The 24,428-nt window shown below is 31.1% G+C and carries 18 protein-coding genes; 4 read left to right on the top strand and 14 right to left on the bottom strand.

All coding sequences use genetic code 11. The features are described from left to right. Positions 1-248: 248 nt before the first annotated feature. The 5 genes from ACZ49Z_RS12835 to ACZ49Z_RS12815 form a co-directional block, all read right to left on the bottom strand. Entirely contained in the window at positions 249-629 is a 381-nt protein-coding gene (locus ACZ49Z_RS12835) for a hypothetical protein (protein ID WP_464304706.1), read from the bottom strand. 3 nt (positions 630-632) lie between these two features. Then, positions 633-1,040 (bottom strand): DUF1573 domain-containing protein, encoded by a 408-nt coding sequence (locus tag ACZ49Z_RS12830; RefSeq protein WP_464304705.1) that lies wholly within the window; start codon positions 1,038-1,040, stop codon positions 633-635. A 2-nt stretch (positions 1,041-1,042) separates the two neighbouring features. After that, a complete protein-coding gene (locus ACZ49Z_RS12825) occupies positions 1,043-1,921 on the bottom strand; it encodes a carboxypeptidase-like regulatory domain-containing protein (protein ID WP_464304704.1) in 879 nt (292 codons plus the stop codon). Positions 1,922-1,971: 50 nt separating this feature from the next. After that, complete coding sequence (locus ACZ49Z_RS12820) at positions 1,972-2,166, bottom strand: hypothetical protein (protein WP_464304703.1); 195 nt, start codon at positions 2,164-2,166, stop codon at positions 1,972-1,974. Between the two features lie 492 nt (positions 2,167-2,658). After that, positions 2,659-3,294, bottom strand: a complete 636-nt coding sequence (locus ACZ49Z_RS12815; protein WP_464304702.1) for a JAB domain-containing protein — start codon at positions 3,292-3,294, stop codon at positions 2,659-2,661. 1,263 nt (positions 3,295-4,557) lie between these two features. Here ACZ49Z_RS12815 and ACZ49Z_RS12810 point away from each other — a divergent pair. Continuing rightward, positions 4,558-4,941: an RDD family protein gene (locus ACZ49Z_RS12810; protein WP_464304701.1), complete on the top strand. Its 384-nt coding sequence runs from the start codon at positions 4,558-4,560 to the stop codon at positions 4,939-4,941. A 2-nt stretch (positions 4,942-4,943) separates the two neighbouring features. Beyond that, entirely contained in the window at positions 4,944-5,420 is a 477-nt protein-coding gene (locus ACZ49Z_RS12805; protein WP_464304700.1) for a GyrI-like domain-containing protein, read from the top strand. A gap of 42 nt (positions 5,421-5,462) precedes the next feature. On the opposite strand, the gene ACZ49Z_RS12800 is transcribed toward ACZ49Z_RS12805, so the two are convergent. The 6 genes from ACZ49Z_RS12800 to ACZ49Z_RS12775 form a co-directional block, all read right to left on the bottom strand. After that, complete coding sequence (locus ACZ49Z_RS12800; protein WP_464304699.1) at positions 5,463-7,004, bottom strand: acyl-CoA carboxylase subunit beta; 1,542 nt, start codon at positions 7,002-7,004, stop codon at positions 5,463-5,465. A gap of 130 nt (positions 7,005-7,134) precedes the next feature. After that, entirely contained in the window at positions 7,135-8,574 is a 1,440-nt protein-coding gene (gene accC / locus ACZ49Z_RS12795) for an acetyl-CoA carboxylase biotin carboxylase subunit (protein ID WP_464304698.1), read from the bottom strand. A gap of 1 nt (position 8,575) precedes the next feature. Further along, positions 8,576-9,061, bottom strand: a complete 486-nt coding sequence (locus ACZ49Z_RS12790; protein WP_464304697.1) for an acyl-CoA carboxylase biotin carboxyl carrier protein subunit — start codon at positions 9,059-9,061, stop codon at positions 8,576-8,578. A 122-nt stretch (positions 9,062-9,183) separates the two neighbouring features. Then, complete coding sequence (locus ACZ49Z_RS12785) at positions 9,184-10,248, bottom strand: C40 family peptidase (protein WP_464304696.1); 1,065 nt, start codon at positions 10,246-10,248, stop codon at positions 9,184-9,186. 146 nt (positions 10,249-10,394) lie between these two features. Continuing rightward, positions 10,395-12,527, bottom strand: coding sequence for an ATP-binding protein (locus ACZ49Z_RS12780; protein WP_464304695.1), 2,133 nt, complete (start codon positions 12,525-12,527; stop codon positions 10,395-10,397). Positions 12,528-12,608: 81 nt separating this feature from the next. Beyond that, positions 12,609-14,840: a B12-binding domain-containing radical SAM protein gene (locus ACZ49Z_RS12775; protein WP_464304694.1), complete on the bottom strand. Its 2,232-nt coding sequence runs from the start codon at positions 14,838-14,840 to the stop codon at positions 12,609-12,611. A 574-nt stretch (positions 14,841-15,414) separates the two neighbouring features. On the opposite strand from ACZ49Z_RS12775, the gene ACZ49Z_RS12770 reads away from it, so the two are divergent. Further along, positions 15,415-18,102, top strand: a complete 2,688-nt coding sequence (locus ACZ49Z_RS12770) for a T9SS type B sorting domain-containing protein (protein WP_464304693.1) — start codon at positions 15,415-15,417, stop codon at positions 18,100-18,102. 131 nt (positions 18,103-18,233) lie between these two features. After that, complete coding sequence (locus ACZ49Z_RS12765; RefSeq protein WP_464304692.1) at positions 18,234-21,800, top strand: T9SS type B sorting domain-containing protein; 3,567 nt, start codon at positions 18,234-18,236, stop codon at positions 21,798-21,800. A gap of 130 nt (positions 21,801-21,930) precedes the next feature. Here the strand turns inward: ACZ49Z_RS12765 and ACZ49Z_RS12760 are convergent, their stop codons facing one another. From ACZ49Z_RS12760 to prfH, 3 genes are all read right to left on the bottom strand, one after another. Then, positions 21,931-22,836 carry a phytanoyl-CoA dioxygenase family protein gene (locus ACZ49Z_RS12760; RefSeq protein ID WP_464304691.1) on the bottom strand — a complete coding sequence of 302 codons (906 nt, stop codon included), beginning with the start codon at positions 22,834-22,836 and terminating at the stop codon, positions 21,931-21,933. Positions 22,837-22,874: 38 nt separating this feature from the next. After that, entirely contained in the window at positions 22,875-23,420 is a 546-nt protein-coding gene (locus ACZ49Z_RS12755; protein ID WP_464304690.1) for a tetratricopeptide repeat protein, read from the bottom strand. Positions 23,421-23,588: 168 nt separating this feature from the next. Further along, positions 23,589-24,272, bottom strand: a complete 684-nt coding sequence (gene prfH / locus ACZ49Z_RS12750) for a peptide chain release factor H (protein ID WP_464304689.1) — start codon at positions 24,270-24,272, stop codon at positions 23,589-23,591. Positions 24,273-24,428: the final 156 nt, after the last annotated feature.

Genomic DNA, 24,428 nt, shown 5'->3' with positions numbered 1-24,428 from the left:
TTTTTATGCGTAGAAATACGTACGAAAGACAATTCGGTTACTTTTTCAAAGGTAATGCAGTAATTTTTCTGTTTTGTGCGGTAATCCGTAAACGAGTAAAAAAAATATTTTTTAGGAATACTATTCTATATTGCTTGCTCTTTTCACTCACCTAAACAAATTCCTCAGATTTTATTTAAAAACATTAGCAGTCTTTGATTTTTCAACCAAAAACCGCTATTAAATATATACAGTGTTGTATAAAGCCATTATGGTTTTAGCTTTGCCTTGAAGTTAAATATCATTTTTTCGTCTATTTCTGGAGAAATATATTTTAATTCATTATAGCTTAAACTAATTAAATTAACAATTATTTTTTTTCCAAACTCAACTAGAGTTAATTCAAGATTATTGGTCAAAGTATTAAACTTCCAAATTCCATTTATTGTTTGCTCGGAATCTTTCATTTTAAATTTTTGATTTTTATAAAAAATAATTGTTTCATTTTTATCAAATTCGTCAGCATTTCTTGTTTTTCCATTTTTCTCTAATGATACAAGTTCCCATTCTTTATATAAATTTGAAATATCTATTTTCTCTTGTGAAAATGCACTAAATGATATTAATGTAAGTAAAATTATTTTTTTCATATTTTATTTTTTTAATTTGCCTATTAGCTCTAATTTAACAATTCCTTTATTAGCATTACATTCTAAAAAGACAACTACCTTTATATTGCCTATTTGTTCAATTTTAGGGATGTATTTCACGTTTACTTCTATTGTTTCATCAAAATTGGCTTTATTTTTTGAATAATTCACATTTGTACAAGTGCAACTTGGAAAAACTTTATTTATTACAAACAAATTATTAGACATATTTTTCAATAAAAATTTGTGATTAACAGTGTCTTTAAGAGTAATTTCTCCAATATTACAAGGATTATTTAAAATTCTAATATCTGCATATTTATCAAACTTTTTTTCTTCTTTATAAGTTAATATTGCCAAGATGGATAAAAATAATATAAATACAGTAGTATAAATCAATATTTTTTTCATGATTATTTTTTATAGAGAACAGTTAAACCTAACATTAAGTTACTAATATTATTATTTTTTCTATTGTGTAAATCATTTTTCCCCCAACCTTTATCTCTATAATTATACCAAGTTAATTGCTTTTTTTCACCATAAGTAAATCTTAAACCAGGTCCAATTTTATCACCAATTTTAGTATTATTGTTTTCATCTACCATCTCAATACCTATACAAACACCATTTTCTAAAAAAGGAATTTTATATTTTTCTAAATTCAAATTTAGTTTATAAGTTTTGTTTTTAGGCTCAATAATTATATCTTCATTTAATAAATAGTCACCAGGTAAATTTTTATCTTTATCATATGAATAGAATTTTATTCTGAATTTTGCAATAAAATTAGCTTGCTTATTTTTTCTGATATAAATTTTTAATGATTCTATTCTACCAAGTTCATTCTTTGCGTTTTCAATTAAACATGTAGTTTCATGACCTATTAAAGAAAACATAGAAATATCACCTTCTTTATTTTCATTTATTTTTACTTTTTTTGAATAAGAAAATCGTTTTTGAGAAATAACTACTTCTTCTAATTTGTTCTCATTTTGAACTAACAAAAAATCATGATTTATATCTTTATTGCCTTTATATTTCTTTAAAGGAATTAATAATGGTTTGTATCCAATATATGAAATTTTTAATGTGTCGTTTATAAATTCGGATATTTCAAGTTTATAATAACCTTCTAAATCAGAATTTGTTCCTCGATTCTTATTCAAAAAAACTAAATTTGAAAGAGGAAGCTTTTCACCTGTTATACTATCTTTAATAAAACCTTCTAAATTTTGGCTTAAAACTATGTTACAATTAATTATTAATATTAAAAAAAGGAATATGCGCATAAGTTTATTATTGAAAAGTAGACTGTCCTTTATGGACAGTCTGTTATTAATTAAGGACAAGCTACAACTTCATATGTTTCCCAAGTATATAAACCGAAAAGAGTTGAATGTATTGTATGTGTACCAATACAACCATTTTCGAAAACGTGAACCCATTGAGCAATTATTTTTGCTTCAGAAGGTGTTGAGAAAAATAAAGCAGATGCTAAAACTCCTCCAAATAATAGTGATTTAATTTTGTTCATTTGTTTAATGAATTTAGTTATTAACTTATTTGTGAATGTTTTTTTCTTTGAGTAACATACAAATCTCTCCATTACTGGCCAAATAATATTTTAATTTCAATAAAAACATGTTTAATGAAATGTGCATCTGAAAATGTCCTAATATATAAAAACGTTAGATAATTTTATTACAGTTTTTCTATGAAAAATGTAACTTCATTTATGCATAATATTTGAATATAGTTTCTACAACCCTTTTATATATATAACTCTCTCATACACATACACCCAAAATGAGGTAAATATGTATAACAACCGTCATATTTCCTTTTCACAAACCTAAACCATTCTTTCTAAACCCACAATACGTATAAATACGTAATTTTGGGTGTTTTTTATACGTGGAAATACGTACGAAAGACAATTCGGTTGCTTTTTCAAAAGTAATGCAGTAATTTTTCTGTTTTGTGCGGTAATCCGTAAACGAGTAAAAAAAATATTTTTTTAAGAATACTATTCTATATTGCTTGCTCTTTTCACTCTCAGTTGCTCCACTTCTTCCAAAGACAATCCTGTGGCTTCAACTATAGTTTCGTTGGCAACGCCTTTTCGTTTGAGTTGTTTGGCAATTTCAACTTTTTCATCACGCTTTGCAATCGCCATTACTTCTTTTCGCATTCTTTCTTCCAAAACATATTTTGGCACATATTTGGTGCTTTTTTCCAGCTCGTCGAGTAGGCCAATGTCTTTAAAGCTAAGGTAGCTTCTAGTAGAAATAATCAAATGGTCAATCACCAACACATCCACAATAATACCCACTTGTATCAAGCGGTCGGTAACGTCTTTGTCGTTTTCCGAAGGTTTCAATTCGCCACTAGGGTGGTTGTGGCAAAGTATAATTTTTACAGCTCTTTTTTGCAATGCCAAACTATAAACTTCCATCGGTTCCACCAATGTTCTGTTTACCGTGCCCAAACTCACTAACTCTATAAACAATACTCTATTATTATTCGCAAGCCCCACTACCCAAAAATGTTCTTTGTCTTGGTCTATTTTGTTTTCTCGCAAGAGTATTTGCTGCATAATGCCATAAATATCGTCAGAATTGAGGATTTTTATGCGTTGTTCATCGGTTAGTGTAATATCCATTGGTTGTTTGCTTTTTGCTATTGTTTGCTTTGGCTTTTGCAGTGGGATAAATTTATACTATTTGTCGCTATATGCAAAGGGTTTCTTGTTTTTTTTGTTATCATTTTTTTGTTGTCCGTTGTAGGTTGTAGGTTGTGGGTTCACAACTTTGAACTTATTTTTTTTTTAACCACATAGGAACATAGGTTTTTTGTTGTTGATTTTTTTGTTGTAGGTTGTAGGTTGTAGGTTGTGGGTTCACAACTTTGAACTTATTTTTTTTTAACCACATAGGAACATAGTTTTTTTATACTAGGTTCTTGGTTCACAACTTTGAACTTATTTTTTTTTTAACCACATAGGAACATAGTTTTTTTATACTAGGTTCTTGGTTCACAACTTTGAACTTATTTTTTTTAACCACATAGGAACATAGGTTTTTTTTGTTGTTTTTTTGTTGTCCGTTGTAGGTTGTAGGTTCTTGGTTTATAACTTTGAACTTATTTTTTTTAACCACATAGGAACATAGGTTTTTTGTTGTTGATTTTTTTGTTGTCCGTTGTAGGTTCTCGGTTTACAACTTTGAACTTATTTTTTTTTAACCACATAGAAACATAGGTTTTTTGTTTATCTATATTTTTGTTGTCGGTTGTAGGTTGTAAGTTCTCGGTTCACAACTTTGAACTTATTTTTTTCAACCACATAGAAACATAGGTTTCTTGTTTATCTATTTTTTTGTTGTCGGTTTACTTACAACCTACAACAGACAACCTATAACCTATAACCTACAACATACAACATACAACCTACAACATACAACCTACAACGTACAACAGACAACAGACAACTTCTTACTCTGATGGTCTAGTTACTTACTCTGACGGCATTTTTCTTACTCTGGAGGTCTTGTTACCTACTCTGGAAGTCTAGTCACCTACTCTGATGGCATTTTTCTTACTCTGATGGTCTTGTTACCTACTCTGTCGGTGTTTTTCTTACTCTGGAGGTCTAGTTACCTACTCTGACAGTGTCTTGAGCTACTCAGATTATCTGCTTTCTAATTTCTTTTTTATTGCTTTTTTCTAAAATGCCTTATTTTGCTAAATAACTACAATACTAAACCAAAAATAACCTTTATAAAGCAGCCTATCTTTTTTATTATTGAAACCATTTTATAGTATTGCCTCATGCCCATCATGCTATAATTTGTTTATATTTGACTTTGAAAAGTTTTCTGCCAATATTTAACCCGTTTATTTTTCTAGACATTCATTAAAAAAAAACATGTATCCGAACCTACTAGACAGAATTAAAGGTCTCACTATTGATGCTATCATTCTTATTGCCTTAATTATTATTACAGGAGATGTTCTAAATTCGTTTGAAAACACTCCCGAAATAATGAAAGCTTTCCTATTTGTACTCTATTTCATTTTATATGAACCATTATTAGTCACTATAAAAGGAGCAACAATTGGTCAGAACTATGCTGGTATTAAAGTTAGAAAAGCAAATAATGAGTCTCAAAAAATCAATTTCATAAGTGCTTTGTTTCGATATGCCATTAAAATAGTATTGGGTTGGGTTTCTTTCATTACATTTTTCACATCTAATAACAAAAGAACACTACATGATTTCGCATCGGGTTCTATCGTAATATATAAATAATTATGTTCTTAAAAACAGAAACTATTAGCGCAAAGAAAATGATTGGTTTTTCCATTAAAACCACTATGGCTAATGATCAAACAGTAAAAATTTGGCAACAATTGATGCCTCGATTAAAAGAAATTAAAAATGCAGTAAGTGCCGATTTATTTTCATTACAAATTTACAACGGTGAAACTTTTGAAGAATTTACACCAACAACAGTGTTTACAAAATTTGCTTTGGTAGCCGTCAAAAACTATGATTCTGTTCCAGATGGGTTTGAACAATTTGATTTACCTGCTGGTAAATATGCTGTTTTTCTTCATAAAGGTACTAGTGCCGATTTCCCAAAAACCACGCACTATATTTATGCCGAATGGTTACCCAATTCGGAATATACTATAGATGATCGTCCTCATTTTGCAGTAATGGGCGATAAATATTTAGGACATGAAAACCCCGAAACAGAAGAAGAAGTTTGGGTACCAATTCAATAGTTTAAAAGCATAAAAAAACCACCTTGCGGTGGTTTTTTATTATTATAAAGGAATATTTCCGTGTTTGCGTTTTGGAGTATCAACTACTTTGTGTTCTAGCATACTAAATGCTTTAAGTAATTTTCTACGAGTGTCTTGTGGCAAAATAACCTCATCTATAAAACCACGTTGTGCTGCACTATAAGGATTTGCAAATTTCTCTGCATATTCTGCTTCTTTCTCTAATAGCTTAGCGTTATGGTCTGTTGCTTCAGCAATCTCTTTCTTAAAAATAATTTCCGATGCTCCTTTTGCTCCCATTACTGCAATTTCTGCACTTGGCCAAGCAAAGTTAAAATCGGCACCAATGTGTTTCGAGTTCATCACATCATAAGCACCACCATAGGCCTTACGTGTAATAACCGTTACTTTTGGCACAGTTGCTTCACTCAATGCATATAATAATTTTGCTCCATGCACAATAATACCGTTCCATTCTTGGTCTGTACCAGGCAAGAAACCAGGCACATCTACCAATACTAATAACGGAATATTAAAGGCATCGCAAAAACGCGTAAAACGAGCTGCTTTTATAGACGAATTCACATCTAAACATCCTGCCAAAAACATAGGCTGGTTTGCAACAACTCCAACACTTCTACCACCAATGCGTGCAAAACCAACAATGATATTTTCGGCATAGTTTTTATGAATCTCATAGAACGATTCCTCATCTATAATACCTTTAATAACATCGTGCATATCGTATGGTTTGTTCGCATTATCAGGAATAAGAGTTGCCAATTGCTCACGCACCTCATCGTTTAACTCATAGGGTAATTTCGATGGTAATTCTTTATTACTTTGAGGCAGATAGCTCAATAATCGTTTTAAATCTTCTAAACATTCAATATCGTTTGCAGACGTAATATGCGCTACCCCAGATTTTGTTGAATGCGTACTCGCTCCTCCCAATTCTTCAGAAGTTACCTCTTCGTTTGTTACCGTTTTCACAACACTTGGCCCCGTCACAAACATATAACTGCTACCTTCCACCATCATGGTAAAATCGGTCATAGCAGGAGAATATACTGCTCCTCCAGCACATGGCCCCATAATTGCCGAAATTTGCGGAATTACGCCAGAAGCTTGTACGTTTTTATAAAAAATATCGGCATAACCACCTAAAGAGCGCACTCCTTCTTGAATTCGAGCACCACCAGAATCATTAAGACCAATCATAGGAACATTTGCTTTAAGAGCCATGTCCATTACTTTACAAATTTTTTCGGCATGTGTTTCCGAAAGCGCACCACCAAAAACAGTAAAATCTTGTGCAAAGATATATACTGGTCTTCCGTTAATAGTTCCATAGCCTGTAATCACACCATCTCCATAATAGATTTCGTTTTGCATTCCAAAATCGGTAGTTCTGTGTGTAACTAAAGCACCAATTTCTTCAAACGAACCTTCATCCATTAAATAATGAATACGCTCACGAGCTGTTAATTTTTTCTTTTCGTGTTGTTTGGCTATTCTTTTTTCACCACCACCTAAATAGGCTTGGGCTAATTTATCTTCTAATGTTTTTATTTTGTCTTGCATGTTTTTTGAGATAAAAGATGATAGACAAATAGATTATAGACTAAAAAAAGAACTCAATTTACATTTTACAATTAATTATAAAAATGTCAATCATCTATTTGTCTTTTATCTATCCGTCTTAAAATTTCTTCTAATTTGGTAATCGAACTATCTTTTGGTCTTCCAAATATTTTTTCAAAGCTACTAAGGCAGCAATTTCGGCTTCTTTTTCAGCTTGTGCTTTCAATACTGCTGCATCATAATATTTTTTCACGAAATGCGTATCAAAATCTCCCGAACGGAAAGCTTCATGTTCCATCACAAAAGTTCCAAAAGGCAATGTTGTACTAATTCCTTCTATTTTGTATTTTGCGATTGCTTCAATCATTAACTCAATAGATTCTTCACGTGTTTTTCCGTAGGTAATCAATTTTGCCAACATTGGATCATAATAAATAGGCACATCCATTCCTTGCTCGAAACCGTTATCTACACGAATTCCTTCACCAACTGGAAGTTCATATACTTCCAAATTTCCAACACTTGGTAAAAAGTCGTTTAAAGGATCTTCTGCATAAACACGCAATTCCATTGCATGGCCTTTAATCTCTAAATCTTCTTGTTTCACAGTTAATGCTTCACCACGAGCCACACGAATTTGCATTTCTACCAAATCCATTCCCGTGATTAACTCTGTAACAGGATGTTCTACTTGCAAACGTGTATTCATTTCTAAGAAATAGAAATTTTTATTTTCGTCTAATAAAAATTCAACAGTTCCTGCACCTATATAATCACACGCTTTAGCCACTTTCACAGCCGCTTCGCCCATGGCTTTACGAATTTCTGGAGTTAACACAGAAGATGGTGCTTCTTCCACTACTTTTTGATGACGTCGCTGTACCGAACATTCTCTTTCGAAGAGATAAAGGATATTTCCGAAACCATCTGCCATGACTTGAATTTCTATATGACGAGGTGAACCAACATATTTCTCGATAAAAACGGCTCCATCTCCAAAAGCAGAAACCGCTTCGGAAACAGCACGATTCATTTGCGATTCAAATTCGGCTTCATTATTCACCACACGCATTCCTTTACCACCACCACCAGCAGCCGCTTTAATTAAAATTGGAAAACCAATATTAACCGCAACTTCTTTAGCTTTTGGAATATCTGTAATGGCTTCATCTACACCAGGAACCATAGGAATATCATAATCTTTAACAGCGTCTTTCGCTGCTAATTTATTCCCCATCATGTGCATGGCTTTAGACTTTGGTCCTATGAATGTAATGTTATTTTTTTCTACTAAGTCTGCAAAATCTGCATTCTCACTTAAAAATCCGTATCCAGGGTGAATTCCATCAACATTAAGCAGTTTGCAAACTTCAATTATTTTATCTCCCCTCAAATAAGATTGACTTGATGGTGCTTCTCCAATGCAAACGGCTTCGTCTGCAAATTTAACGTGTGGTGCGTTTCTATCGGCAACCGAATAAACAGCAACGGTTTTAATTCCCATTTTCTTTGCTGTTTGCATTACTCTAATGGCAATTTCACCACGATTTGCTACTAAAATCTTTTTCATTTTACTCAAATTCAATTAATAAAGCTCCTTTTTCTACCGCTGCTCCTTTTGTCATAGCAACCGATTTTATTACTCCATCACGAGGTGATAAAATACTATTTTCCATTTTCATGGCTTCTAATATCAATAAAGGATCGTTCTCTTTTACTTCTTGACCTGCTTCTACTGCAATTTCTAGAATCAATCCTGGCATTGGAGCTTTAATTGCGTTCACTTGTTTAGAGGCTCCAACTTCGAAGCCCATTTCTTTTATCAATTGGTCTAATGCATTAGCAATAGTTACTGTATAAACTGAATTATTTACTTTAACAGTATAGGTTTTATTGATAAAATCGGTTGCAATAATTTCTGCTTGGTAGGGTGTGTAGCTTTTTAGAATGTGAAATTTGTCCTTTTCAACACTAACAGCATCTAATTGAGAAACAATATCACTTTCAACATCAAATTGAAAAGTATTGTTTACGTTTAGTCGATAATTATTACTCATATTTTTACTTTTATGTGGTGTAAAAATAGAAAAAAGAAATCGTTTTCGTTAGTAATAACCCCGAAAAATATGGTTTATAAAAAAGTACATTTTTATGTAAAAATGCTGTTTTGTATTGCTTTTTAGTTTAGCACTCTATTAATTTGTTTAAATCGAGTTGCATAATAAGACTCATTTAAAGATGATACAATTACACCTGATGATGTTGACGAATGAATGAACTTTATTTCATCTCCTGAAACTTCGGTTATCATTCCAACATGACTTATTCTGCTTTTTTTTCTTCCTGTTGCAAAAAATATTAGGTCTCCTTTTTGTGCCTGATTTCTATCAATAATATATCCGTAATTTGCCTGATCACTAGAGGTTCTTGGCAAGGTTAAATCTATTGCTTGGAATGTTGAAAACATTAAACCAGAGCAATCAAAACCATTTGGTGTTGTGCCACCACTTCTGTATCGTGTACCGATGTGTTCTGATGCTTTTTCAATTAGAAAATCTGCTTTTTCTAATAGATTAACAGGTATTGTTGCTAACTTTGTTTCCTCTTGATCAATCGCAGGATTTTGTGGTGCATTTTCTCCAGTTTGAATAATCAATTTTTGACCAACGGGAAAATTAGATTTTATCTCTGGATTTAAACTCTCTAAGGTTTCTATTGAAATGCCATACATCTTTGAAACACCATATTTTGTTTCTTTTGGTTGTATAATGTGTTCTAACCTTTTACTTCCTTCATTCTGGTTTGGTGCTGTTTCTAAAGCAAGTGTTGTTTCTTGAATTGCTTCTTCGCTTTGAAGAGGAAGAATTTTTAAAAGTGTTCCTGCTTTTAATTTTTTCGGCTTCACTTTAGGATTAAGTTCCGATAATTGTTCTACAGTTATATTGTATTGTTTAGAAATGATAAAAAATGACTCTCCTCTTTTTACTTTGTGAAAACCTTCATTAGCAACTATTTCAACAGTACTTTCTTTTTTATCCTCTTGAAGTTTTAAAATTGTATTTATGTGTAACGTTTTACCTTTAATACTTGGATTCAGCTTATAAAGTGCTGCTTCTGAGAGTTTGTATTTTTTTGCAATTGAAAATATAGTTTCTCCTTTTTTAACCCTATGGGTGTTACTTTGCCCTACAGCAATACTATTTACAAATAGCAAAAGGAAAACGATTATTTTATATTTTGTCATTTTGATGAATAGTCTAAGGTTAATTTTACAAATATAATTTGTCACAACGTAAAAATTGAAATATTATTGGATTTTTTTTATTCTTTTTTATACTTACTTGCACCAATCTATTAACTTATTTGGCTTTTATTTTATGTTCCTTACTATCAGAAGTTAAGATTTTTTTTTTTCATGTATTTTTTGATTAACATAAAGAACTCTTCTTTTTCAATTGGTTTTGTTATATAATCATTGAATCCAATTTCTTTTATTTTTTCAATTTCTTCTGGAAAAGAATAGGACGTTTGCGCTATTATTGGCAACTTCGTATTAAATTCTCTTATTTTTAAAAATGCCTGATATCCATCTAAAATTGGCATTTTAATATCCATTAAAACAAGGTCAATTTCTTTATTTTCTTTACAAAGTAAAACTGCTTCTTCTCCATTCTTTGCTCTAATAATACTAAAATTCAATATGGTTAGTAATTTTTCAATTAAAATGAAGTTTATATTGTCGTCTTCTGCAACAAGAATTAGTTCTTTATCTCCTAAATTTAGTGGCAGGTCATTTATTGATTTTCCTTCATTGGTAATACAGGTTCTCTCGTCTATCTTCAAGGGTATTGAAAACAAAAAGGTAGATCCTACTCCTATTTCCGATTTTAATGCTATTGTTCCTCCTAACATTTCCACATAAGCTTTAGATATTGCCAAACCTAGCCCTAGCCCATTATTATCTTCATTTTCATTGAAATCTATTTTACTAAATCTTATGAAAATTTTCTCTTGTTGCTCATCTGCAATACCTATTCCTGAATCTTTTACTAAAAAATCTATTGTTTCGTTTTCATAATTAATTTCATAATCTAAAATGATAAAGCCTTCGTCTGTAAATTTAATTGCATTAGAAAGTAAGTTGGTAACAATTTGATTTAATTTTACTACGTCTGAAATAATATTTTTTGTGAGTAGGTCTTTTGGTGCTATAAATTTAAATGTTATATTTTTTTTCTTATCCATTGTTATTTTAACGGCATCAAAAGTGGCTTGAAGCATAGTATTGAGATTGAAGCTGCTGTATTTTGGTTTTATTAAATCGGAGTCAATTTTAGACATTTCGACTAAATCATCTATTATTGCGATTAGATTGGAGCCGCTTTTCTTAATAATTTCTATATATTTTTCTTTTTCATCTTCTCCTAAATCTTTTTTTGACAATAAATCAGAAAAACCCATTATTGCATTCATAGGTGTTCTAATTTCGTGTGACAAATTCATCAAAAATGCCGATTTCAATTTATCGCTTTCTTCTGCTTTTAATTTTGTTTGCTGCAGTCTAATTTTTTGATGGTGATTTTGTTCAAATAATGTTGCTATATGTCTAAATTCTCCTTTAATTACTTTTAATTCTTCTATTGCATTCAAATCTCCCTGCTCTAAAACTTTTTTAATTAATGACATTGGTTTTTTTGCCCATCTTCTAGCAAAATAAAAAAAGATACCTATTGCTAACAAAAAACCAATTAACGTTATGTATAAAATTCTTCTAGTTGTTGAAAAATCAACCTTCGATTTTCTTTGAAACAATAAAGTATCTATCTTTTTACCATCAGTATCTTTTAAATCTTTAAGATAATAAATATTACCCTCTTTAATGCTTTCTTTTCCTTTGTAATAATCTATCGAAGCGTTGCTTGTTTTTTTTATATTAATGAAAAAAGTATCGTCTAAAAGTTTCGCGATAAAAAAATAGCCTTTGGGTGCTGTTTTGTTTTTGAAAGGATCTGTGGAAGAGTGAATTGTGGCTCCATAGACCACAACTATGCCTTCTGGAATTTTTGTGTAGAACTTTATAATTCTTTCTTTCTCTAACTTTGGAAATACCGATTTTGGAATGAAGTTTTCCGATCTTACTTTTAATGTTGAAGCCTTTGTAATAAACTCTTCTTTCATGGTATAGACATCTATATAATCGGCTTTATAGGTATCTATTAAATAAACTACAGAGTTATCAAACCATTCAATATTTTTTTCCTGAACAAATTTTACAAAATCGTCCCAGTAGGTTATTTCATTTATTAGTGAAACATAGGAATCTGAATTTATATCTAACAACCCATTAACTTCTCTTTCTAAATCACGAGATGCTATTTCTTGAAATTCTTGTTGTTGTTTTTGGTTGTAATAATAGAGTGATGACAACAATAATAAAAAGCCACCCGACACTAGCAATAATAAGAAAACCACTTTATGATAAGTCGTTACTTGAAGATGTTTTTTGGCCAATGTAAAGGACATAGTGTCTGAATTTATTTTATAAAAATAATTAAAAAAAACAGACTAATAACAAAAAATATTTTTATAACAAAAACGATGCTTTTAAATTAATAACAAGCCATTTTCTTTCATTATTTCTATGGGTTTTGAATACCAAAACAATTCAAAATCTTCAAAATATTTTTCGTAATCATTTTTTAATGTTCCTAGTGTTTGAACTTTTTGATTTTTTACATTTAATAATGGCAATTTTTCTATTAGCCAATCCCCTTTGTCTTTTTCTAATATTATTTCAAATGCACTTCTTTTATCATGGAAAAAGAATTTCATTATTTGCCATGAGTTTCCCTTTTTAGATTTTGTAAAATTTTCAACTAAAGGTTCTACACCAATCCAAATCACTTTAGCATTCGGCTTTAAAGTATAGTCTTGCTCTTGTACTAAACAATCTGAAATATAATTAGGAGCTATTTTTGTTTTTGGAATTTTAAAATCAAACCAATCTTGCAAATCATAATCAAAACAAATACCATGCATATAGTTGAATAATGATTTCTTTAGTCCAAAACTAAATTTATCATGATTAATTCCTGTTTTATCTTTGAAAATAACATCATTATTAGCAAATGTAATTTCTTTTTTTTCTGGCACAACTCCAAAAGCCTCAGGATCTAATCCAACTGGACTATGTGCTGTCATAGCGAATTGATGCCAAAACCCTGACTGCAAAACGCCTAACTCAAATAATTGTCGCACCATTTCGAGACTATCAATAGTTTCCTGAATAGTTTGTGTAGGATAACCATACATTAAATAGGCATGAACCATTATACCACTTTCAGTAAAATTACGAGTAACTTTTGCTACTTGTTCTACCGTTACTCCTTTCTTAATTAATTGTAATAACCTGTCTGATGCCACCTCTAGACCACCAGAAACAGCAATACAACCTGAATTTTTCAACAACAAACACAAGTCATAAGTAAAGCTTTTCTCAAACCGAATATTCGTCCACCAAGTTACAACCAAGTCTCTTCTAAGAATTTCTAGTGCTACTTCTCGCATTAATGCTGGCGGTGCAGCTTCATCTACAAAATGAAATCCATTTTCTCCAGTTTGCAACATTAACGTTTCCATTCTATCAACCAGTAATTTGGCAGCTACAGGTTCATAGATTTTAATATAATCTAAAGAAATATCACAAAAAGTGCATTTACCCCAATAACATCCATGAGCCATTGTCAACTTGTTCCAACGCCCATCTGACCATAAACTATGCATTGGATTCGCTATTTCTATTACAGAAATGTATTTATCCAACCATAAATCGGAATAATCTGGTGTACCTACTTCACTTTGTTTGTAGTCCTGTTTTAGCGTATTGTTTTTATAGATTACTTCGTTATTCTCAAGGAGAAATGTGCGTTTAAATTGATTTTCTATAACCATCCCGTCCTTCGAAGACGCCTCCAAAGTAGGGAAATTCAAGACATAATTACATAATAATTCAACTGGTAATTCTCCATCGTCTAAAGTGATAAAATCGAAAAACTTAAAAACACGCTTATCTTTTATTTCACGAAGTTCTGTGTTTGGAAAACCACCCCCCATAGAAATCTTAATTTCGGGAAAATTGCTTTTTAGGAATTGAGCACAACGAAAACCACTGTATAAATTACCAGGAAAGGGTATGGAAATTAGAACCAATTTTGGTTGAATACTTGTTAATCTATCCTTTAAAATAGCTAAAGTAATCAAATCTATATAGGTTGGCTCATTTTGCAGTTCATTATACAGTTCATCAAATGAGTTTGCACTTCTACCTAGACGTTCTGCATACCGACTAAATCCAAAATTTTCATCGATACACTCTACAATAAAATCGGATAAATCCTCCAAATACAATGTCGCTAAATGTTTCGCTTTGTCTTGCATTCCCATGTTTCCAAAGGCCCATTCCATATCGTCTAACTGACTAAAACGTGAAGCTTCTGGCAAAAAGTTACCACTACATATTTGCCTTGCCAATGAAGGATTTTTCCCCTGAAGAAAAGCCACAACAGCATCTATGGTTTTAATATATTCGCTCTTAAGAACATAAATTCGTTCAGAATTTTCAGAAATATCATTATTCGCTTCGAATTGTATTCTTGCTTTTTCAAAAATATTTTGTAGCCCTATTTTTGAAAATAGTTCTAAAATTACTTCAATACCTAAATCCATTTGAAAAGCAGAAACACTTTTTGTATTCAAAAAACCTTTAATATAGGCTGTAGCTGGATAAGGAGTATTCAGTTGAGTAAAAGGAGGAGTAATTAATAGAATGTCTTTCATCCGTTTATTTTTATTTTTTTATCAGTCAGATAGAATTCGCCAATTTTCATCTCGGTGGGCATCAAGATTTGATATGGCTCATTGCATAGTAAAATTAAAATGAGTACAAAATTACTCCATCTCTTTTAGAATATTATGAATTTGTTGAATTTTATCTGTTAGCATAACAGTTATTTTATAAACAAACTCTGCTTCCAGTTCTTTTTTAGTTATAACATAATAATCTTTTCAAATAGTTTCATTTACCCCAATTACCCATTAGACTTTATTATGAGGGAAACACAAGTGCAAAATACAAAGTACGAAGGTTTAGACCCGAAAATGTAGCATTAGCTACATTGAGAATGTAAAACAGCGTACTGAAGCAAATATAAAGTGCTATTTTACTAATAGAATTAAAATATTTAATTTGGGTTTAAATCTTTTTAAAAAAATCATATGTTTTACCTTACCTTTATTGACAGTTTGAATTCACCCAAAAAGGATGATTTCAACAACATTAATTAATATTATATTTGTTTTGAGCCATTTTATAAAGTGCAAAAAAACTATATTAAATTTTCAATACTAAAGAATGAGATCTTTCTTTTTAAATATTGTATTCCTATTTACAGCTTTTTGTTTTTCACAAGAAATATGCAATAACGGAATAGATGATGATAATGATGGTTTTATTGATTTGATTGATGATGAATGTTCTTGTTCCTCAACAACCAATAGCTCTTTAATTGCGAATCACGATTTTGAATTATATAATATTTGCCCTTTTTCTGTATCGCAAATTGAAGAGGCTCTACATTGGGTTAAAGGCACAAGTAATGGTTCCTCTGATTATATGAATAACTGTAATTTTATTTTAAATGCTTTATATTCTTATCCTAACTTGTTAAATTTTCCATCGGGAGATGGAATAGCAGGCATCATTATAAATGATAACTATAAAGAATATATAGCAACAAGATTAAATACTACACTACTTAGCGGAACTCAGTATTCAATATCTATGAAAGTTGGTGCCTTAATTACTGATTTTATGTCTAATGATGCTAATATTCCTACTGCCTCTTTAAACTCTTTAAACATAACCATTTACGGGTGCAACAATGCTAGTAATTTACCTGTAAACACCTATTTAAGTCCTGATACTGTTGATCCTACTTGGATTGAATTAGGTCATGTTACATATGACCCTGAATCTAGTTGGAAAGAATTACTATTTGAATTTAGCCCATCTACTGATATTAATGCAATTATGATTGGTGCTCCAACAATATTACCTCCTACTTATGAACATTCTCTTTTTTCCAAACCCTATTTCGTCTTTGACGATATTCAACTTCTTAAAACTTCCGATTTTGGAGTTAATATCTCGCAAACTGGGCATCTTTGTTCACTCGATTTGGTCTTATCAGCTTCAATTTCAGCTACTACAACTGGTAATGTAGTATATCAATGGTATTATAATGGAAATCCAATACCTAATGCCACTGCTTCAACATATGGTGTATCCTTTAGTAATACTCAAATTGGTTATTACTCCGTTAAAATTGCAGATGACAATCAATGTTTTACTTCCCCACTATCCTATGTAAGTCAATCGTTACCTATTCCTGATGTTGATGTCACTTCCCCTTTTTGCGATACAACAACAGGTACTATTTTAGTTTTAGACGCTGCACATGAATATAGTATTGATGATGGTGTTACATGGAGTACCAATCCTTTTTTTGATTTATTATCGGATGGTTTCTATAACGTAAAAACAAAAGTTTATGGCTGTATTTCACCAGCTAAGACCATTGTAATTTTACCTTTTCAAAATAATTTACCTCGTCCTAATTTTATCATTAATCAACCAAATTCTTGTGATGACCTTGGCAGTATAATCATTACTACTTTATCTGATGAGTATAGTATAGATAATGGTACTACATGGTCCACAAATAATTCTTTCTTTAATATTCCACCTGGGAATTATACTATTCTTATTAAAAATAATAACGGCTGTGTCTCTATACCTTTTCCTGTAAGTCTAATAAGTTTTACAGAAAATCACAATCCTCCTTCAGGAAATCATCATCAGTTTTTCTGCACTTCTCAAAATGCTACACTTAATGATATTATTATAAATGGCCAGAATATTACTTGGTATGCCAATGAAACTTCAACAATTGCACTCCCAAATTCAACCCTATTAACAAATAACACTTCTTATTTTGCAACTCAAACCGTTAATGGTTGTGAGAGCCCTAATAGATTAGAAATATTAGTTTCATTAACCGCTACATTACCTTCAAATGATTACTTAGAAACAATGTGTGACGATTTAGATAATGGCAGTAAAATTATTAATTTAGAAAGTTACAACCAATATTTGACTGCTAATTTAGGAAATAGTTTCAGTTATTATAATACTTTAATTGGTGCACAAAATCAAGATTTTAATGACAGAATTACAAATTATAATGTATATAATTTAACTTTAGGTAATCATACAATCTATGTAAGAATTAATTCTTCTTCAGGATGTTTTGCGATTGTTAAACTGGAGTTGAGCTTACAAAAAAAGCCAGCAATAAATATTGATAATATTGTACCTTTATGCAAAGATGAATCAATTATAATTTCGGCTGGGAATGGATTTGATGCTTATCTTTGGTCCACAGGAGAAACTTCTTCATCTATTACTATTAATCAATCTGGAGCATATTCCATAACCGTTTCTGAAAATCATGGTTCATTAGTTTGCTCTAATACCAAAAACTTTACCGTCATTAATTCTAACATAGCCACTATCTCTCAAATTATTTCTTCCGATTGGACAGAAAATAAAAATACAATTAGTGTTTTATTAAGCACCGAAAGTGATGGTGACTACGAGTATTCATTAGACGGTATTACCTATCAAGATAATCCTGTTTTTAATGGTTTACCAAATGGAGAATATACTGTTTATGTAAATGATAAAAATGGTTGTGGTGAAGCTAGAGAAGATATATATTTATTAATGTATCCAAAATTTTTCACTCCAAACGGTGATGGTTATAATGATTTTTGGAAAATTAAATTCTCTGAAAACGAACCTCACTTAATAGTTACCGTTTATGACCGTTATGGAAAATTAATTCAACAATTTGGTTCTAATTCTCAAGGTTGGGATGGTAATTATTTAGGAAAACCACTCCCTTCATCTGATTATTGGTTTGTTGTAACAAGAGAAAACGGAAAAAAATTTAAAGGACATTTTACTTTGAAGCGTTGATTTAAATAATTCATAAAGTATCTTCTAGTCTTTGAATTTCTATGTTAAATAATTTAACATACATTTTTATTTTTGCTAATGCTTCTTATTTAAATAAATAGTACTTTTACAGTATTATATTACAAAATCTTATGAAGACAAAATTACTTTTCTTATTTATATTAATTAGTTCGATACTTTCAGCGCAAGAAATTTGTGATAATGGGATTGATGATGACGGTGATGGATTGATTGATTTGAATGATGATGAGTGCCAATGTGCTACAACAGCTGTTAATTCTATTATTCCAAATCCTTCTTTTGAGGTACACAGCTCATGTCCTACGAACTTTTCTATTCCAGGTAATGATCAATTAAGTTTAGCTACTCCTTGGATTCAAGCTACCTCTGCTACTTCTGATTATTTTAACACTTGTGGTTATATCCTACCTGGTATAATTAGTTCTGGATTAAATATTTTTCCAGATGGAAACGCTATTGTTGGTGCTGGCTTTTTAAGTGATTGGAAAGAATACATAGGAACTCCTCTACTTTCTCCTATGTTAAGTGGTACTAATTACCAACTTACTTTCAATATAGCTTCTTTAGCTATTAATCCAACTGGAGGGTATTTGCCTGGTGTAATTTCAAATTACGAACCTATTAATATAACTTTATATGGATGTACTGATGGAAGTAATTTACCTTTAAATACTGTATTTAGTCCAAATATTTCAGATCCAACTTGGAAAATAATTGGACATGTTACTTATTCTCCATTAACCGATTGGGAACAAGTAACAATGACTTTTACTCCTACCATAGATATTAATGCTATAATGATTGGTTCACCAACTGTATTGCCCAATTCTTATACCGTAAACCAATCAATATTTCCTTATTTTGTTTTTGACAATCTTTTACTAAATGAAGCTTCTGAATTCGGAGTTAATATTAGTCAATCGGGTAGTTTTTGTGAAAACAATTTAATTTTAACTGCAAATATAACAGCTAATATTAGTTCGGCTGTAACCTACCAATGGTATCATGAAGGAATTGCTATTGTTGGAGCAACATCTAACACATTCAATATTCCGTCATTTACAAGTAACTTAGGGCATTACTCCGTTAAAATTACAGATGGCTCAACTTGCTATATTAGTAGCGAAGCAATTATAAATAGAATTTTATCTTCCCCAGATTATCAAGTTGTTCAACCCAACTGTTTAATACCTTCGGGAACAATTACCATAACTACTCCAGCGTTAGAGTATAGTTTTGACAATGGAATAACTTGGCAAAGCTCACCAATAAAAAATTCACTTCCTGTTGGAAATTATTTTATAAAGATAAAAACTCCAAATGGCTGTATTTCTTCTGGAACTGGAGTTACCATTCAACAACCGCAACTAATCTCATCTGCAAATTTATCAGTTACTCAACCTTCTAGTTGTGACGAAACTGGAACTATTACAATTAACTCTTCTATTGCTTCTGAATATAGCTTTGATGGTGGAATAACTTGGACAACAAATTCTGTAGCAAATAATTTACAACCTGGAAATTATATTGTGTTAATAAAAGATCAGAATGGTTGCCAATCTGCTAATCAATTTATAACCATAAATAGAGTTTTTTTATCACAACCTACGGTTACTATTATTCAACCTAGCTGCGATAATAGTGGTGAAATTACAATTACTACTACTGCTGATGAGTATAGTTTTGATGATGGTAATACATGGTCAAATAGTCCAACATTATCAAACCTACCTGCTGGTTCATATTATGTTAAAATCAGAAACAATAATGGTTGCGAATCCTATTCTCAATTTGTAAACTTACAGCCTTTCTATTTAAACGAAAGTATTGATTATACGATAATCGATCCTAGTTGTGGTTTGGGTGGTACAATTACAATACATAATATTGCAACAGAATATAGTTTTGATGGTGGAAACACTTGGACTACTTCAAATGCAGAAAGCAATTTATCTCCAGGATATTATGAAATATTAATTCGAAACAATGTTAATTGTACTTCTTACCCCGTTAATGTGTTTTTGAGAAATTTTTACCTACCAAATCCTGAATATACGGTAGTTCAACCAGATTGCGATACGGAAGGAAGCATCACAATTACAACAATAGCAGCTGAGTATAGTTTTGATGGTGGAAACACTTGGACTACGAACCCTGTTGCTACAAATTTAAATTCTGGAACTTATAATATTATAATCAAAAATGATTTAAATTGTATTTCAAATTCATACTATGTCAATCTAAATTATTTTAATCTTCCTGAACCACTTTATACTGTTTCTAACTCAATCTGTGGAGCAAACGGAACAATCACAATCACAACAGTTGCTAATGAATATAGCTTTGATAATGGTACTACTTGGACAACAAACCCTATAGCTACTAATCTTAGTCCTGGTTATTATATTATAAAAGTTAGAAACTCTCCTACTTGTGAATCTTATTACACATATGTAAACTTGCTCGATTTCAATTCCATATACCCAGAACACACCTTTACAAACGCAGGTTGCGATACCTATGCTACAATAACCATAACTACTCCTGCTGATTTATATAGTTTTGATGGTGGAAATACTTGGACTACCAATAATACTATTACAAATTTATTAGGCGGTCAAACCTATTATATTAAAGCAAAAATGAATTCCGGCTGTGTAACTTATACAAAATCGGTTTATATTAACAGTACTTATTTACCTTTACCAGACGCTCATGATTATCATGTTACAACTTGTGATAATTTAAATGATGGTAGTGAAAATATAAATTTATCAATTTATAATGACAATTTAATTACTAATGCAACAGACTTTAACTTTACATATTATACTACTTATTTGGGTGCAATTAATCAAACTAGTAGTGCTTTAATTACGAATTCAAACGCACACAATTTAAGTAATACAAATAATACTGTCTATGTTAGAGTAACCTCTTCACAAAATTGTTCAACAGTGATTAAACTCTCTTTTACTTTTATTGACTCACCCGTCATCACCATGAATGACAGCTATATTCTTTGCGAAAATAGCACGGTTACAATAAATGCAGAAAGTGGTTTTGATAGTTATTTATGGTCAACAGGCGAAACTACAACATCTATTATTGTTGATCAAGCAGGAAGTTATACTTTAACAGTTACAGAAGATCATGGTGCTTTAACTTGTTCTTCTACTAAAACACTTGAAGTTGTTCTGTCTAATCCTGCTACAATTACTTCATTCAATACAGAAGATTGGACAGTTGAAAACAATATTATTTCGGTTAATGTTACAGGCTTAGGAAACTATGAATATTCTTTAGACGGAATTGTATATCAGGACAGTAATACTTTTTATGATTTAGAAACTGGAGAGTTCACTATCTATGTTAGAGATAAAAATGAATGTGGTGAAGTATCTGGAGAAATCTATTTATTAATGTATCCAAAATTTTTCACTCCAAACGGTGATGGTTATAATGATTTTTGGCAAATTAAATTTTCTGACAATGAACCCAACATGCTTATTTCTATTTTTGATAGACAAGGGAAATTCATTAAACAATTTGGTTCTAGTTCTCAAGGTTGGGACGGAAACTATTTAGGGAAACAATTACCTTCTACAGATTATTGGTTTGTAGTAACGAGAGAAAACGGAAAAGAATTTAAAGGTCATTTTACCTTGAAACGATAAACTTTCTAGCTTTTGTCTCATTATAAAAAACAGTTCAAAAACTTTTGGGCTGTTTTTTATTTCTTACTCTCTATTCAAAAATACTATACTTCAAAGTCTAGAAATCAAAATGCTCCAAAACAATATTATATCAAATCCATTCATCAGTCTCCTTATAATCTTCAGGAAAATATGTTAAATATTGTACTAATCGTGGTTTCAGACCATAATTAGGTGTAGCGCAATGAGGTAGCGCTTGATTCCAAATAACAAAATCACCCACTTCTCCAATTATTGCTTTAGGTGTTAACGTTTGTAATGCCACCTCTCTTGGGTTTTCATTTACAGCAATCGATTTCAGCCAATCTTCAATCTTCAAGTGAAATCCTGGCACACAATGAAAAGCACCTTCCTTTTCATTACAATTCGATAAATATAATAACCCTTGCAAACAAAAAGGAATAGGAAGTTTCAAACTCACATCCCAATGCAATCCACTTCCAGAAAAAGTGTAATTATCGGTTATTGGAGGATTAAAACTAACCTTATCAATCGTTTTACAAATAGCACTCGTTTTATACAACTGCTCATACGCTTTTCTAATTTTTAAAGACGCTCTGTTTTTCTCTAAAGTACTATGGTGAAAAAAATTAACCATCATACCTCTTTGTGCTTCATGAATTGTATACCATGAAGCAACATCTTCTGGCTTTTTATCTAAAAAATTCCAAATTGCCGCTTGTGTAGCCAAACAATCTTCTATAGGAATAACGTTTTTTAAAACCAAATAACCATTCGTTTCCCAAAAAAGCAAATCTTCATTCGTTAAAACATCTTCTACTAAACCTGTTTCTTCTTCCTGTTTTTTCGTTTTCCCTGCAATCCATTTTTTAAAGGCAATACTATCTGGTTTCTCATTATAAAAATAATGTAAGGTTTCCTCCATTCCAATACCTAATCCATTCAAGCAAGCTACTTCATTATCCCAAGAAGATTCAATTAAAGTATTTGAATCATTAATTCTATTCCAAAAATTCTCAATTAAATCCAATTTCATTTCACTAATATTAGTGCATCAAAAATAGAAAAAGGAAGCTATTTAACCTCCTTTTTCTTCTTTGTTTTCTTCTTTTCCTTCACTTTCTTATCTTTCTTTGGCTTCAAAATTTCTGTTTTGTCTTTAATTCTTTTCTCGATTTCCGCTATAGCATAATGATAATCATTACTTGCAACATTTAGCTTCAATTTTTTTATGATTTTTTTTAGTTTCTTAAATTCTCTTTTTATTTCTAAAAATTGAATTTTCTTCATTAAAATCTCTGCTTTATTTATTCCTTTAATAGTCAATGCAAAGTCTATTAATTTTGAAGCCTCTTCAAAATCTTCATTCCACAACAATGTTTGTATATAAAAAGGATATATTTCAATGGCATAAATATTAATGCTTAATGCTTCTTGAAAATATCTTTTTGCTTCTTCATAATTAAACAATTGCTCTGCCTGAATTCTGGCATACAAACACAAAGCTGTAGTATTTCTGCTGTCATAAGACAAGGCATACTCTAACGATTCTATGGTTTCTTCCAAGCAATACGGATAACTATCCATGGCTTGAAAGAGGTATTTATCTATTGATTTCATTTTTTAATAATTAGTTGTTAGTGAATAGTAATTAGTCACTACCTGTATTAAATCTTTTCTCTTTTCTCTAGTTCTTGGGCGTGCCCTTTCAGGTCAGGCTTTTCACTACAAGTCCTCGTTCGTTCCTCACTGTGGGCTTTCCGTTACAATCCTTCACGCAAAAAAGTGCTATTCATTATAATCCTGCTTCTTTAATTTTAAACGTTCTTTTTTATAACTTTTATCCACTTTTTGTTTTTTAAAATCTGTTCCTTCAAAAACACGAACTGGATTCCCTCTTTCAATTTGCATTTGGTTTGTCCAAGTATTCTGTTCTTGATTTTTAACCTGATTCCAATTATTTTCTTCAATTTTCTGCTTTAAGCGTTCGGTTGCTAATTTCTTGTTTTGATGTTGTGAACGCGAATCCATCGAAACCACTGCAATTCCTGTTGGTATATGAGTGGCTCTAATAGCCGAACTTACTTTATTCACGTGTTGACCACCAGCTCCCGAACTCCGCATCGCTTGGTATTGCACATCTTTTTTATGAAATTTTGTTTCTTTTGATTGTTCTATCTCAAAAATTCCGATGTACCAATTTTTACGTTGGTGAAACTTTCGAAACGTACTTTTTCCTATCCATTGAATCGTGCCTAACCAAGATGTTACAAACTCATTCACTTTTTTACCTTCTATATGAAGAATAGCTGTTTCAACAGTTCCGTTTTCGCTACCTGCTTCTCTTTGCAATACGGTTGCTTCCAATTGCAACGCATTGGCTTCTTCTAACACTTTTTTTAGTACTTGAGCCACAACCCAAGTACATTCTGCTGGTCCTCTTCCTGAGGTTATTTGTATTATTTTTTCCATTATAAACATGTCTCTCCTCTGGAGCTTGTTTTGACTTAATTTATCTTTAATTTTAATTACAAAAATTTTAATTGTTTCCTAGCTAGCCCCGATTGTAGAAAGTAGCTCCCGATTTTTATCGGGACTACTTCGTAAAGCGGGAAAATGGACGGCTGA

It is taken from the genome of Flavobacterium sp. KY-23415, from assembly GCF_055384985.1.
The sequence above is the reverse complement of the archived record's forward strand: the minus strand, read 5'-3'. Positions and strand labels throughout refer to the sequence as shown.

Coding starts and splice junctions, on each gene's coding strand:
- ACZ49Z_RS12835 (WP_464304706.1), bottom strand. CDS start 629: ATGAAAAAAATAATTTTACTTACATTAATATCATTTAGTGCATTTTCA.
- ACZ49Z_RS12830 (WP_464304705.1), bottom strand. CDS start 1,040: ATGAAAAAAATATTGATTTATACTACTGTATTTATATTATTTTTATCC.
- ACZ49Z_RS12825 (WP_464304704.1), bottom strand. CDS start 1,921: ATGCGCATATTCCTTTTTTTAATATTAATAATTAATTGTAACATAGTT.
- ACZ49Z_RS12820 (WP_464304703.1), bottom strand. CDS start 2,166: ATGAACAAAATTAAATCACTATTATTTGGAGGAGTTTTAGCATCTGCT.
- ACZ49Z_RS12815 (WP_464304702.1), bottom strand. CDS start 3,294: ATGGATATTACACTAACCGATGAACAACGCATAAAAATCCTCAATTCT.
- ACZ49Z_RS12810 (WP_464304701.1), top strand. CDS start 4,558: ATGTATCCGAACCTACTAGACAGAATTAAAGGTCTCACTATTGATGCT.
- ACZ49Z_RS12805 (WP_464304700.1), top strand. CDS start 4,944: ATGTTCTTAAAAACAGAAACTATTAGCGCAAAGAAAATGATTGGTTTT.
- ACZ49Z_RS12800 (WP_464304699.1), bottom strand. CDS start 7,004: ATGCAAGACAAAATAAAAACATTAGAAGATAAATTAGCCCAAGCCTAT.
- accC (WP_464304698.1), bottom strand. CDS start 8,574: ATGAAAAAGATTTTAGTAGCAAATCGTGGTGAAATTGCCATTAGAGTA.
- ACZ49Z_RS12790 (WP_464304697.1), bottom strand. CDS start 9,061: ATGAGTAATAATTATCGACTAAACGTAAACAATACTTTTCAATTTGAT.
- ACZ49Z_RS12785 (WP_464304696.1), bottom strand. CDS start 10,248: ATGACAAAATATAAAATAATCGTTTTCCTTTTGCTATTTGTAAATAGT.
- ACZ49Z_RS12780 (WP_464304695.1), bottom strand. CDS start 12,527: ATGTCCTTTACATTGGCCAAAAAACATCTTCAAGTAACGACTTATCAT.
- ACZ49Z_RS12775 (WP_464304694.1), bottom strand. CDS start 14,840: ATGAAAGACATTCTATTAATTACTCCTCCTTTTACTCAACTGAATACT.
- ACZ49Z_RS12770 (WP_464304693.1), top strand. CDS start 15,415: ATGAGATCTTTCTTTTTAAATATTGTATTCCTATTTACAGCTTTTTGT.
- ACZ49Z_RS12765 (WP_464304692.1), top strand. CDS start 18,234: ATGAAGACAAAATTACTTTTCTTATTTATATTAATTAGTTCGATACTT.
- ACZ49Z_RS12760 (WP_464304691.1), bottom strand. CDS start 22,836: ATGAAATTGGATTTAATTGAGAATTTTTGGAATAGAATTAATGATTCA.
- ACZ49Z_RS12755 (WP_464304690.1), bottom strand. CDS start 23,420: ATGAAATCAATAGATAAATACCTCTTTCAAGCCATGGATAGTTATCCG.
- prfH (WP_464304689.1), bottom strand. CDS start 24,272: ATGGAAAAAATAATACAAATAACCTCAGGAAGAGGACCAGCAGAATGT.